11 protein-coding genes and 1 tRNA gene are annotated in these 12,395 nt (G+C 41.2%); 6 read left to right on the top strand and 6 right to left on the bottom strand.

Annotated elements, in window-relative coordinates:
• Positions 1-3: 3 nt before the first annotated feature.
• Both C8D94_RS03890 and C8D94_RS03885 read right to left on the bottom strand, forming a co-directional pair.
• Positions 4-375: an ArsR/SmtB family transcription factor gene (locus C8D94_RS03890; RefSeq protein ID WP_115122566.1), complete on the bottom strand. Its 372-nt coding sequence runs from the start codon at positions 373-375 to the stop codon at positions 4-6.
• 273 nt (positions 376-648) lie between these two features.
• Positions 649-730: transfer RNA gene (locus C8D94_RS03885), tRNA-Leu, on the bottom strand.
• Positions 731-977: 247 nt separating this feature from the next.
• Here C8D94_RS03885 and C8D94_RS03880 point away from each other — a divergent pair.
• Positions 978-2,372, top strand: coding sequence for a dipeptidase (locus C8D94_RS03880; protein ID WP_115122565.1), 1,395 nt, complete (start codon positions 978-980; stop codon positions 2,370-2,372).
• A 73-nt stretch (positions 2,373-2,445) separates the two neighbouring features.
• Here the strand turns inward: C8D94_RS03880 and C8D94_RS03875 are convergent, their stop codons facing one another.
• A complete protein-coding gene (locus C8D94_RS03875; RefSeq protein WP_115122564.1) occupies positions 2,446-3,027 on the bottom strand; it encodes a PhnA domain-containing protein in 582 nt (193 codons plus the stop codon).
• Between the two features lie 357 nt (positions 3,028-3,384).
• Here C8D94_RS03875 and C8D94_RS03870 point away from each other — a divergent pair, with 357 nt between their 5' ends.
• Both C8D94_RS03870 and C8D94_RS15500 read left to right on the top strand, forming a co-directional pair.
• Positions 3,385-3,750, top strand: coding sequence for a BlaI/MecI/CopY family transcriptional regulator (locus C8D94_RS03870; protein WP_115122563.1), 366 nt, complete (start codon positions 3,385-3,387; stop codon positions 3,748-3,750).
• Positions 3,751-3,752: 2 nt separating this feature from the next.
• Positions 3,753-6,035: a M56 family metallopeptidase gene (locus tag C8D94_RS15500; protein ID WP_115122562.1), complete on the top strand. Its 2,283-nt coding sequence runs from the start codon at positions 3,753-3,755 to the stop codon at positions 6,033-6,035.
• A gap of 124 nt (positions 6,036-6,159) precedes the next feature.
• Here the strand turns inward: C8D94_RS15500 and C8D94_RS03860 are convergent, their stop codons facing one another.
• Entirely contained in the window at positions 6,160-7,587 is a 1,428-nt protein-coding gene (locus C8D94_RS03860) for a cell wall anchor protein (RefSeq protein ID WP_115122561.1), read from the bottom strand.
• A gap of 185 nt (positions 7,588-7,772) precedes the next feature.
• Between C8D94_RS03860 and C8D94_RS03855 the strand changes: the two genes are divergently transcribed.
• Both C8D94_RS03855 and C8D94_RS03850 read left to right on the top strand, forming a co-directional pair.
• Complete coding sequence (locus C8D94_RS03855; RefSeq protein WP_115122560.1) at positions 7,773-8,873, top strand: DUF4407 domain-containing protein; 1,101 nt, start codon at positions 7,773-7,775, stop codon at positions 8,871-8,873.
• A gap of 196 nt (positions 8,874-9,069) precedes the next feature.
• On the top strand, positions 9,070-9,849 hold the full coding sequence (locus tag C8D94_RS03850) for an aminotransferase class III-fold pyridoxal phosphate-dependent enzyme (RefSeq protein WP_115122559.1): 780 nt from the start codon (positions 9,070-9,072) through the stop codon (positions 9,847-9,849).
• Between the two features lie 49 nt (positions 9,850-9,898).
• Here C8D94_RS03850 and C8D94_RS03845 read toward each other — a convergent pair whose 3' ends face one another.
• Positions 9,899-10,852: an ATP-grasp domain-containing protein gene (locus C8D94_RS03845; RefSeq protein ID WP_115122558.1), complete on the bottom strand. Its 954-nt coding sequence runs from the start codon at positions 10,850-10,852 to the stop codon at positions 9,899-9,901.
• Positions 10,853-10,915: 63 nt separating this feature from the next.
• Here C8D94_RS03845 and C8D94_RS03840 point away from each other — a divergent pair, with 63 nt between their 5' ends.
• Positions 10,916-11,347: a YybH family protein gene (locus C8D94_RS03840; protein WP_115122557.1), complete on the top strand. Its 432-nt coding sequence runs from the start codon at positions 10,916-10,918 to the stop codon at positions 11,345-11,347.
• A gap of 52 nt (positions 11,348-11,399) precedes the next feature.
• Here the strand turns inward: C8D94_RS03840 and C8D94_RS03835 are convergent, their stop codons facing one another.
• Positions 11,400-12,395, bottom strand: a complete 996-nt coding sequence (locus tag C8D94_RS03835; protein ID WP_115122556.1) for a metal-dependent hydrolase — start codon at positions 12,393-12,395, stop codon at positions 11,400-11,402.

The raw sequence follows: 12,395 nt of genomic DNA, 5'->3' as shown, positions 1-12,395 counted from the left end.
TTTCTAAGCTGTTTTCTTTTTTGTCGAAATTGAATTGAAAATTCCATTCAAAACATTGTGCTCACTCTTTACCAGCGAATAATACAATGTTTGCCCTTCACGTCTCGATGTAATAATTCCTGCATCCTTCATTTTTCGGATATGCTGGGATACGGCGGGAACACTCATTTCAAGAATGTCCGCAATATCGCAAGGACACAATTCATTCTCTATGTTCAATAGGAATAGAATTTTCAGTCGTACCTCGCTTCCCGCGAGAGACAAAACTTTGCTTATTGCATTAAGGCTGTCCGAAGAATTCTCTATTGTTTCCTTGCATCTCGATATTTGCTTCTTGTCTGCTTCGTTCCGTGTACAAGTTATTTCCAAGCTCATCTTTTTTGATTTAAAGTGGTTACAAATATATCATTATTATATTATTTAAGCAAATACTTAAATAATAGCAATGAATACTGAAATATTAATTATTTAATAACTAAAAAGATATAAATCTTAGAGTTTATTAATAAAACATTTTATTTGACATCAATTAAAATGACACACTTAAAATAACAAAATGTTGTACCTATGTTGTACCCAAGGTCAAAAATCGTGAAGAAAACTTACTTTTTTAAAACGAAAAAGCCGAAGATTTCTCTTCGGCTTTTGTGCGGATGACAGGAATCGAACCTGCACACCTCGCGGCATCAGATCCTAAGTCTGACGTGTCTACCAGTTCCACCACATCCGCATTTTAAATTTTTTAACACTTTTTCTTAGGTTAAATCCTAAGTCTGGCGTGTCTACCAATTCCACCACGCCCGCTTTTTCAATATTTTAAGAACTTTTATTAGGTTTAATCCTAAGTCTAGCGTGTCTACCAGTTCCACCACATCCGCTTTGGGACGGCAAAGATAAACACTTTTCAGAATTTACAAACTATTTAACCCTTAAAAATTCACTTGTTTTGTACCTTCGTGAAAACCAAAAATTTTTAGATGAAAAGCGCAAAACCCTATATTGAAGAACACAAACAACGTTTTATAGACGAACTCATCGAACTGTTGAAGATTCCTTCTATCTCGGCAGATTCAGCTTATAAAGACGATGTCATTAAAACTGCTTCCGTGATAAAGGAAAGCTTGGAAAAAGCAGGCTGTGATACTGTTGAAATATGTGAAACACCCGGCTACCCTATCGTGTATGGCGAAAAAATAATAGATAAGACCCTACCCACCGTGTTGGTATACGGCCACTACGATGTACAACCGCCAGACCCATTGGATCTATGGCACAGTCCGCCATTTGAGCCCGTTATCAAAAAAACCGAATTACATCCCCAAGGCGCTATATTTGCCAGGGGAAGCTGCGATGACAAAGGCCAAATGTACATGCACGTAAAGGCCATGGAATATATGGCAAACACTGGCCAATTGCCCTGCAACGTGAAATTTATGATCGAAGGCGAAGAGGAAGTGGGCAGTGAGAGCCTAGAATGGTTCGTAACCCGAAACCAAGAAAAATTGGCCAACGATGTAATTCTAATAAGCGACACCGGTATGATCGCGAACGATATTCCCAGCATCACCACAGGACTGCGCGGATTGAGTTATGTTGAAGTAGAAGTTACGGGGCCCAACCGAGATCTTCATAGCGGCTTGTACGGTGGTGCCGTGGCAAACCCTATTAACGTTCTTACAAAAATGGTTGCTTCGTTGCACGACGAGAACAACCACATCACTATCCCCGGATTTTATGATGATGTTGAAATCCTCTCTACCGAAGAACGCGCAAAAATGGCCGAAGCCCCCTTCAGCAAAGAGGTATATTGCAAGGCCCTGGATATTGAGGATACCTACGGTGAAGCCGGATACACCACAAATGAACGCAATAGTATTAGACCAACACTGGACGTAAACGGAATTTGGGGTGGTTACATAGGCGAAGGCGCCAAAACCGTAATTGCCAGCAAGGCGTATGCAAAAATAAGCATGCGCTTAGTGCCGGACCAAGATTGGAAAAAGATAACACAACTTTTTAAAGACCATTTTGAGAGCATTGCCCCAAAGGGTGTAAAAGTTGAAGTAAAGCCACACCATGGAGGGCAAGCGTATGTTACCCCAATCGATAGCGATGGTTACCAAGCTGCGAGCAAAGCTTACGAGAACACCTTTGGCAAAACCCCAATACCACAGCGTAGTGGAGGAAGCATCCCAATAGTTGCTCTTTTTGAAAAGGAATTGAAGAGTAAAACTATCTTAATGGGCTTCGGGCTGGACAGTGATGCCATACACTCCCCTAACGAGCATTTTGGAGTTTGGAACTATTTAAAGGGTATCGAGACTATCCCACAGTTCTATTCAGAATTCACGAAATTGAAAACAGCCAAATAACGCAGGCACATATTAAAAAAACCTCCTGACTTTACACTTGGGAGGTTTTTTTGAATATAAACTGTCAACGCGATTATATTTTCTTTACATAATCGGTTATTATCACGATTAGCTGCCCATCCACTTTGCCTTCAATATAGGTTTGGTTTTCGTGGTCCAGCGAAATTCTTCTCACCGCAGTCCCTTGTTTGGCAATCATACTGCTACCCTTTACTTTTAGGTCTTTAATAAGCACCACGCTGTCTCCAGCCTGCAAAACATTACCGTTGCTGTCACGGTGTACCAACTGCTTGCTTTTATCCTCGGCATCACCCGTTGCTTTTGCCCATTCACGCTCATCTTCTTCCAGATACATCATATCCAGTAAATCCTGTGGCCAGCCTTCAGCTCTTAACCTGTGGAGCATTCTAAAAGACATCACTTTTACTGCCGAGACCGGACTCCAAATACTATCATTTAAGCACCGCCAGTGATTGGCATCACGTACTTCAGCATCAAATTGCGACTCGCAAGTGTTACAGGCCAAAATTGCACCTTCTGCACCCTCAATCCTTGCGGGTGTTTCTGGCACTTTATAAATGGCAAGTTTTTCTTCTGCACCGCATAACTCACATTTGTTTCCGGCTCTTTTGGTTACTTCTCTTTCTAGGCTCATTTCTATTTCCGCAAAGGCAGGAATCTCTTTCCCGCAATCGACTTTTTTTATTGAACCACAAAGATACCTTTTCTCGTGAAAGTTGAACCTTAAAGAGTTTTAGGAAGCTGAGCGATTTTAATTTCGAATAAAATATGAAATGGATAAATACACCCCTTCCGCATTCCCTGCCTGCCGGACAGGCGGGGTCTCCATCGTGACTCTTTTGTACTTCTCTCGTTTCTAACGGCACTCGTCGATGACAAGGGATGCAAGCTCAAGGAGCGAACAAAAAGGAAACGAGTTGGACTTTTTTAACTCTACATTTGTAGAATTAAAATATTTATTCTATGTTTGTAGAGCTAAACTGAACTAGTTATGACCTTATCCAATGCCGAAGAACAATTAATGCACTACCTGTGGAAGCAAAAAAAAGCATTTTCCAAGGATTTGATAAATGCGTACGACGATCCAAAACCTGCTACCACTACCATTGCAACGTTACTGAAGCGGATGCAGGATAAAGGCTTTGTGGGATATGAACAGGTAGGGAGATCGCGCGAATACTATCCGTTGGTAAAACGGAAAGAGTATTTCGGGAAACACGTAAACGGGCTTATCAAGAACTTTTTTAACAACGACGCTACGCAGTTTGCCTCCTTTTTTACCGAAACTACCAACTTGAGCAAAACGCAACTCGAGCAGCTCAAAAAAATAATTGACCAACAAATTAAAAGCAAATAGTCATGGAGGTATATTTTTTAAAATCTGTTGCATGTTTGGGCATCTTGTTCCTCTTTTACAAACTATCCCTAGAAAACACTTCGTTGCACACCACAAAGCGGTTCTTTTTATTGGGTAGCCTGGTAGTATCTATGCTCATTCCCTTTGTTACATTTACGGAATATGTAGAAATACAACCTGTTGTTTCAAACACTATTTCTGAAATTCCTATAACGACTTTTGAACCAACCCAGGCCGTGGTCCAACCTACAAACTATCTTCCTTATTTTTTAGGTGGGGTATATGTATTGGGAGTGCTTCTTTTTAGCATTCGGTTTGCTAGAAGTATTTGGAATCTTTTCAGAAAAGTAAAACACAACCCATCCTTAAAGAAACAATCTATTTTCCACGTATTGCTGAAATTCCCGGTAACGCCCCATAGCTTTTTCAACTATATATTCTTCAACAAAAACGACTATGAAACTGACAACATCCCAAAGGAAGTATTCCTACACGAAACTGCCCATGTAAAACAAAAGCATAGTTGGGACTTACTGTTTGTTGAAATGTTCCGAATTGTATTTTGGTTCAACCCGCTACTATATTTCATGAAGCGTAGTATAAAACTGAACCACGAATTCCTGGCAGACCGTACCGTACTTGACCAAGGGGCAGACCGTACCGTTTATCAAACTATTTTACTGGATTACTCATCACAATCCAGCGCGCCTGCGATGGCACATTCAATCAATTATTCATCATTCAAAAAACGATTTACAGTTATGAAAACACACACCACAAAGAGAGCCGCATGGCTCAAAGGATTATTGATACTACCGTTAATAGCAGTATTAATGTATGGTTTCAGCACAACCGAAACCGAGTTCATCACCGCCGAAATAGCAAACACAGCGATCCAGGACGAAAACACCTTAAACCTAAAGGTTACTGAAGAAAATAAAATTATATTCGAGAGTACCCTCATAATGTTGCAAGATCTTGAACCTCTTGTGAAAAAAGAAGATTATACCAACGCAGCACTTACTGTTTCGCCCCACGCAAGTGTTCCTTTTGCCAAAAATATAGTCACAGAATTGGTGCGACTGGATGTTGCCAATTGTATGCAGGTCTTTAGCCCAACAGAAGGTTCAAAAAGTCTTTCGAGAGAAGATTTTGATGAAATCATGAGTTCGGTGCGCCAAAAGAGCCAAGGAAATTCCGAAGAAAAAGTCAGCCCTCACCAAATCGCTCTTTACAACAGGCTGGCAAGAAAGTACAACGCCATTCCTGTGGCCGAGCGTAAAATTGGCTGGGAAGATCTAAAAACATTAGAAACCATCTACCGGAACATGACCGAGGAACAAAAGAGCAACGTACAGCCCTTTCCCGAGTGTCTTCCAAAAAACCAGATCACTTGGGAAGAAGGCTACGCAACATCCTACAACAATGGTGCCGCCACAAACAACAAAAAAAGTATTGTAGTGACCATTAACGTTAGCGAAGTAATGGTAAACGGCAAAAGAACGTCTATTAAAAACTTTGCAAAAGCGATTGACAAGGCAACCAGGGATTGGACCAAAGCAGATTTTGAAGCAGCGCACCCTTCGGTATTGGTAGCGAGCACTCCAAGTAGTTTTATGGAACAACTTGCAGTAGCGTTTAAAGAAACAAGATATTATAAGCTTACTGGCGAAAATATTATCCCTACCTCCCCGCCGCCGCCGCCTCCAGCACCAGATGCTCCCAAGGTTTCTATGACCGGTTCTGAAATGGCACCACCACCTCCACCTGCACCAAATGCCAATGGGACAGACATACCACCCCCACCACCCCCACCTAGCGCGATAGACCACATTATTGAAATGGCAAAAAAAGGTGCTGCCTTCTATTTTGAAGAAAAACAAATCACTTCAAACAAAGCGATTGAATTGCTTAAAAACAACAAGAGTCTTAATGTTGAAAGCACTGGAACTTCTTCAAAAAACCCAAGGGTGAAAATTTCTAAGAAGCCTATCACTTTAACTGATGAACAAGCTAAAGCACATACTATCCAAAAGGAAACTACCCTAAAAATGATTCTTTTTGACCCACCCAACTTGGGGCCACAGATAACGAGCAAAGAACCGAAAGAAGTGTTGGAGTTGATGCTGCAACACAATTCGAGACTTTGGGGCCAAGGGAGTGAGATCACAAAGGGTGAGGCCCTATCGCTATTGAAAAAGTATAAAAAAGTAGTAATTGAGATTCAGGACAGTCCGCACGATGTGCCCTCGGTTATTTTTAATGTATTAGTTACAAAACATTGAATTTGTAAGGATTGCAATAATACTTTTGTCCCCCTTATTCAATGACCAACCCCAAACACGCAAAACCTAAAAAAAGGGGTTGGAAATATTTGGACAGGATTTCTAAAATTAGGGACTTACGTAATTATCTTATTGCTAAATTCAATGCAACGGTAAAAAGACTTCCCGAGCCGCTAAAACGTTCGGCCCAAACTTCAATATAATCACCTGGAGATAGTTCTACAGTTCCTATCAAGGGAACTGCACCAATGTCGAAAGCACCACCAATTCGTCTCCATACTCCGGTTTTATCAAGTACCGTTGGGGTTGGGCTACCACTATTTCCTTTGGCTATATAAAAAATATAGCGATCTTGACTTGTGTTTCCTTCAAACGAAATACTTGCGGTTACCGTAAAATATCTGGTTTTTTTTCCATCGTAAACTATTTTATTGTTCCCCGACCGTGAAAACCGGAACAGGTTATCTGAAGTTGTTGCTCCATTTAGTTTAACGGGTGCCTGGTTTGCAGTAAAAATAGTATTAGCACCTCCACCGGCAGTAAAATTAAAATTTAGGTCGCCTGTAGCATTGGCATCGGTTTCCAACGGTATTCCTTCACAATTTACATCCCAATCTACAGAAAAACTGTATCCAGGATACGTCCCGGTTGTATAAGGCTCAACAAAATTACCGGCCCCAACAAAACTTAAACCTGATAAAAGTGCAGCATTATTAATCGTAGGGTTTGAACTAACATCTAAACCCGTTTCACTGGCATCGGCAACGATCCTACCATTGGCCATCTGTAAATTATCATAAGTTCCATCTAAATCTAAGAATGTTCCAGAATTAGTATCGGTCCAAAAAGTATTGCTCATAAAAAAAGAACCGGTAGTTCCTGAAACGGTCAACCCGTCTGTATTATTCACTAATTGTACAATACTCGTAAAAATTAGACCCATTCCATTTAGGGTTCCTACACTAGAAGCTCCGGTAAGAAGGGTATTGTTCACTACCAAACTTCCTCCAGTTAATCCAAAAATTTGATTTCCATTACCACTTATAGTGATATTACGCATACTCCCACCTGTTGAACCAGTAAAAAGAGTACCTCCAGAAGCATTGAGTAAAATGTCGTCTCTTACATCTACTCCCTCTACATATGCACCATTTAAATCAATAGGCGCATCTACAGCTATAGTTCCATTTATTTCATACAAATAACCTGTTTGTAAGGTGTAAGTTCCACCAGAGAATTCTTCTGAGAGATCAGAAATATTCTTTACCAACTTATAGTTATCTCTAATTTCCGCACCTCTAAGTGCCTGCCACGTGGTACCGTCAAAAAAGTAGAATGAATTTACGTTTGTATCAAACACCAATAATCCCGTTGCAGGATTTGAAATACCTGTTCGTTGGGCAGTTGTCATCCTTGGAGTGAGCATTCCGCCGTCTGTAGAAGAGATCTCGAATGCAGCCGATGGATCTGGAGTTACAGTGCCAATTCCAACCTGTGCATTTGTGGTAATGATAAAAATTAAAGAACAAAAAAACGTAACATATTTAAACATAGCAATTTGAGGTTTTAATAAGCAAAAATAACGATTAAAAGTTAATTTTATCGTTTAAATACGTGTTTTAACAACTTTTCAAGTTCTTTCAAAAATGTGTATCCAGCCTCAAAACCACTCTATTATAACAACATTTTAGTTGTTTTTCCGTTAGAATATTTCATCAATTAAAAAACCAACTCTTTATGTTACAACGCTTTTTCATTTTCTGCTCCGGCGCAGATACCGATATTTTAGAAAATTGTTCTTCTGGCGAAAACACTAAATACGCGGGCATTGGCGCCACCGTGTTCTTCACCGCTATAATGGCTACCATCGCTGGAAGTTATGCACTTTTTACTGTTTTTGACAATGTGTTCATGGCAGTTTTTTTTGGCCTTATTTGGGGACTGCTCATTTTTAATCTGGACCGCTTTATTGTTTCGACCATTAAAAAGAGAGAGAGTTTTATTGACGAACTAATACAAGCTTCGCCACGTATTCTGCTCGCGGTGATTATTGCTGTAGTGATTTCAAAACCATTGGAGCTCAAGATTTTTGAAAAAGAAATCAACCAAGTACTCTTGGAGCAAAAAAATGAGTTGACCCTCGAGAACAAAGATCAATTGGCACTTCAATACACACCAACTATAGAGGCTCTGACCACTGAAGTTGAAACTCTTAAAAACGAAGTGACCGCTAAAGAAGCCGAAGTAAATGCACTCTACAACACCTATATTGCTGAAGCGGAAGGCACCGCTGGGACTGAAAAGATAGGCAAAGGACCCGTTTATAAAGAAAAACGGGAAAAGCACGATGCAGAGCTTGCTGCATTAAACCAATTAAAAGAAACCAACAGCACAAAAATTGAAGCCACCGAAGCACAAATAGCACAACTGGCCACGCAATACCAAAACAAGGTAGCCGAAACCCAACCTATCATTGACGGTTTTGATGGCCTAATGGCACGTGTAAATGCATTGGGAGAATTACCATGGCTCCCCTCCTTTTTTATCTTTTTACTATTCTTAGCCATTGAAACCTCGCCAATCTTTGCAAAACTCATCTCTCCCAAAGGAGCATACGATTTGAAATTGGCAGAGCAGGAAGGTGCGCTTAAAAGCTGGGTAGTACAGCAAAAAAGTCAGCGCGATGTCTTGGTCGCTACAGACCAGGAAGTAAACAATCGCGTGTACGCAGACATTGCGGACGAACAGGAATTATACGACTACAAACGTAAGATTGCCCGTGAACTAATGCAAGACCAGGCCAATGCCTTTTATAAAAAACAGAAAAGCGTGTTGTGAAAAGCGTTGAGGAATCGTAGTGCCTAAAAAATAATATATCCTGTTAAATGCTTATTTAAAAAGTAAGCTGTCATATCTGGTAGAGCGCAGGTCGAGCACTACAACCCATTGCTTGTTAAAAAAGGTTTCGACTGCGCTCAACCGGACAAAGCGAATTTCATCATTTTTTAGACAATTTTTTCAGTAACCTTGTAGTATGAAACCAGAAGCTCTCATACAAGCTAATCACGATAATAAAGCATCGCTTCACGAGTTATTCCCAACGCTCACTTTCAGTAGAGTCGCTGTTCCCGATATGAGCGCCGCCAGCCACTTTTTTGGGGAGGATCCACAGCATGAGAATCTAGAATTAGCAACTAAGAGGTTAGATGAATTTCAGCAGAAATATCCTGATGCACTCTTGGCCAATGGCTATCTGGAAGAGCGCTCTTTTTACAACACCCCTCGCTTCCAAAGAACCAAAAATGGCATCACAGAATACCGGAACATTCATCTGGGAACCGACTTTTGGGTACCTGCGCAAACACCTGTACATGCAATTCTTGATGGTGAAATAGTGATTTCCCACCACAACAATTTTCATAAAGATTACGGCCCGCTACTGGTGATTAAACACGTGACAAAAGGGACCGACAATCCGCCCTTGAGCCTGCGTGCCGATAGAAACGAGAGAATGACACAAGAGGCACGATCGAGAGGAATGCATAAGAGCTGTTACTACACACTTTACGGCCACTTAACCCTAGACTCATTAAAGTTTTCACCTAAAGGAAAAAAAATAAAAAAAGGGGAGTTGCTTGCTCACATTGGTAACGAAGCAGAGAACGGCCACTGGGTACCGCATTTACATTTTCAAGTAATTACAGATTTATTGGGCGAGACCGAAAACTATAATGGGGTGGCGTTCCCTTCTGAAATGGAACGATGGAGAAAATTATGCCCAAATCCTTCTTTACTTTTTAAAGAGCGTTTTTAATTGAGCATTTTCCAGAACATTCGGAATTACCCCCCTAGTTGTGCCTTCCTCAAATTCGTGCCTCATTCGTAGGAGGTAAGTCAAAGGGGGAATCCAAATATTTTACTATTCCCTCGGCAATTTTTTCAGCAGAAGTTGGACAATTACGTAACCAGATTTCAGGATCGAGGAATTCCATTTCGGAAAGCATAGGGTTTCCGTCGCTATCCCAAACAATGTCAACTCTACCGTAAACAGGTTTTGTTGGGCATTGGGCATTTGCAAACTCGGCAAATTGTATTTCTTTTTCGGTAGGTTCGTAATCGTGTACCGTCCCTCCAAAATCGTCCTGCACCCTAAAATCGCCCTGCTTTGCTTTTTTAAGGATAGCGTGGGTATACTTTTCGTTAAAAACCATTAAAGAGGCTTCTCCCCTTTTGGTAATGGTCTCAACAAAAGGTTGCAACAACATATCCCGGGAGGCCAATAATTCTTGGAACTTAGCTTCCATCTCATGTATAGTTGTGGCTGACCTGCCTGCGGGCGAGGCAGGAATTTTATAGGTATGGAACGCTGCTGCTGAAATGGCAGGCTTCATGACCATGGCACTCCAATTTCTATTTGCTGAAATTTCCTGCAATGTTATTTTTGATCCTTTTTTTATAAACTCCGTTGGAACTACATCCACGCCTCTTTCAGCCAAATCCCGAAGATAAAATTTATGGCTGTTCCATTGTTGTAAGGGTAAGGGGTTGATAAGGTTCGTGACTGCAGCAGTTTGCAACATCCATTGCTTAAACTCGTCAAAACGCTCAAAATAGTCCCAAACGGTACGGATTACCGCTACTTTTGTCTGGCCCCAATTGCAGTTAGGATCGTCCCAAAAGGTTCGCTTCACGGTAAGTCCCTTGGCTTCCAGAGCATGCTTCAGCAATTTGTATTCAATAAATATATTCTTCGTATAATCGTCGGCTGTGGACGGTAGCAAGTGTTTCTGGCAGGTTACTATGGTTACGTCTGTCATAAAGCATTGGGTTTCTTCATTTCAAAATTACGTATCTTTCAAACCAATTAAAATTTCTGCAATATGAAACTTTTACAGTGCCTTTTATTTTCAATGGTTTTTATGGCTTGTGCTGCACAAACACAAGTTGAAAAGGATAAAGAGGCCATTCTCAATGTAATGAAAGCTCAGGAAAAAGCGTGGAGCCAGAACGACCTGGAAGGTTTTATGCAGGGTTACTGGAAAAGCGATTCGCTCAAATTCTACGGAAGCCGGGGCCTCACCAAAGGCTGGCAACAAACGCTGGATAATTACAAAAATGGGTATCCCACTAAGGACCACAGTGGCAGGCTAAGATTTGAAATAGACGACATTTCGCCTATCGAGAACAACAGCTACTGGGTGATGGGACGCTACTATCTGCAACGAAAGGTGGGCGATGCCAACGGAAACTTTCTTATCATCTTCAAGAAAATTGACGGGGAGTGGAAGATCGTGGCAGATATGTCGAGTTAGCTAATAGTTGGTAGCCTGTAGGACGCTTCGCTTGTAGCTCACTGCTCAAAACTTAATTCCCAAAAATACGCTCCCACAGTTCGGTTAGAATCTTTTGGGCATCTTCGGGACGTTTTCGGTTTTCGGTAATGGTGACGCCCCCTTTTGTTTGTTCAATCAAGAAACTGAATACATATTGCTGATTATTGGGATTTACACTCAGGGTCCCAAAGCGTAGGTCATTGAAGTATAGCTTACCTTCGGTTTTAGTGATGGTGTAAAATCCGTTGGTAAGTTTTATGAGCCGTTTTATCTTATCATTTTCGGCCAATCCCCCTAAAAGTTGATGGTTTTTGGGGTGATTTCCAAAAGTGATGGGCCGCGAATCGAACAGGGAATAGTAGCCAATTAAAAATTCATCTTCTGTTTCCACGTTTGCCGTCCAAAGAATGGCTTGCAAAGGGGCCGGTTTGGTCTCAATTTCGGTGTATGTTATGTTTTGTTCTTGTAGTGCATTTTCAAATTTCAGGAATGTGACCCCCTTCAATAAAAGTGTGAGCAACAAGTAGCTGCTGCTTACCAAGAGCCCAAGGTTATTAAGTTTCCTTCGTTTTGGGTCGGTTTGTTTACGCCGTAAGGCCAAAATGAGAAACACCAAAAATGGAATGGTATAGAGCGGATCTATCACAAAGATATTCTTATAGGCCAATCGCATATCCAACGGCCAAAACAATTGTGTACCCCAAGTGGTGTGGGCGTCTAACAAGGGGTGGGTTACAAAGCAAAGAATCCAGAGCCAGTACCATTGTTTCCAATTGGCCCGTTTTTCCCAAAGCGAAACCAACCAACCAAAAAACAGTCCGCCAACAATTGAAAATACGATTGAATGTGTTATCCCTCTATGCCATTCCAGTGCCGTGACCGTATCTACAAAGGCTTGGGAGATAATGTCCAAGTCTGGGATGGTCCCTGCAATAGCACCATATAATGCAGCCTTATAGCCCACTCTTTTACCAAGAGCGGCTTCGCCTACTGCGGCACCGAGTACTATTTGCGTTAAAGAATCCAA

Origin of the sequence: Marinirhabdus gelatinilytica, assembly GCF_003353425.1 — a bacterium.
In the GTDB taxonomy this organism is placed as follows: Bacteria; Bacteroidota; Bacteroidia; order Flavobacteriales; family Flavobacteriaceae; genus Marinirhabdus; species Marinirhabdus gelatinilytica.
Note: the sequence above shows the minus strand (reverse complement) of the source record. Positions and strands in the feature narration are given on the sequence as shown.

Coding starts and splice junctions, on each gene's coding strand:
- C8D94_RS03840 (WP_115122557.1), top strand. CDS start 10,916: ATGAAACTTTTACAGTGCCTTTTATTTTCAATGGTTTTTATGGCTTGT.
- C8D94_RS03880 (WP_115122565.1), top strand. CDS start 978: ATGAAAAGCGCAAAACCCTATATTGAAGAACACAAACAACGTTTTATA.
- C8D94_RS03850 (WP_115122559.1), top strand. CDS start 9,070: ATGAAACCAGAAGCTCTCATACAAGCTAATCACGATAATAAAGCATCG.
- C8D94_RS15500 (WP_115122562.1), top strand. CDS start 3,753: ATGGAGGTATATTTTTTAAAATCTGTTGCATGTTTGGGCATCTTGTTC.
- C8D94_RS03875 (WP_115122564.1), bottom strand. CDS start 3,027: ATGAGCCTAGAAAGAGAAGTAACCAAAAGAGCCGGAAACAAATGTGAG.
- C8D94_RS03870 (WP_115122563.1), top strand. CDS start 3,385: ATGACCTTATCCAATGCCGAAGAACAATTAATGCACTACCTGTGGAAG.
- C8D94_RS03860 (WP_115122561.1), bottom strand. CDS start 7,587: ATGTTTAAATATGTTACGTTTTTTTGTTCTTTAATTTTTATCATTACC.
- C8D94_RS03855 (WP_115122560.1), top strand. CDS start 7,773: ATGTTACAACGCTTTTTCATTTTCTGCTCCGGCGCAGATACCGATATT.
- C8D94_RS03890 (WP_115122566.1), bottom strand. CDS start 375: ATGAGCTTGGAAATAACTTGTACACGGAACGAAGCAGACAAGAAGCAA.
- C8D94_RS03845 (WP_115122558.1), bottom strand. CDS start 10,852: ATGACAGACGTAACCATAGTAACCTGCCAGAAACACTTGCTACCGTCC.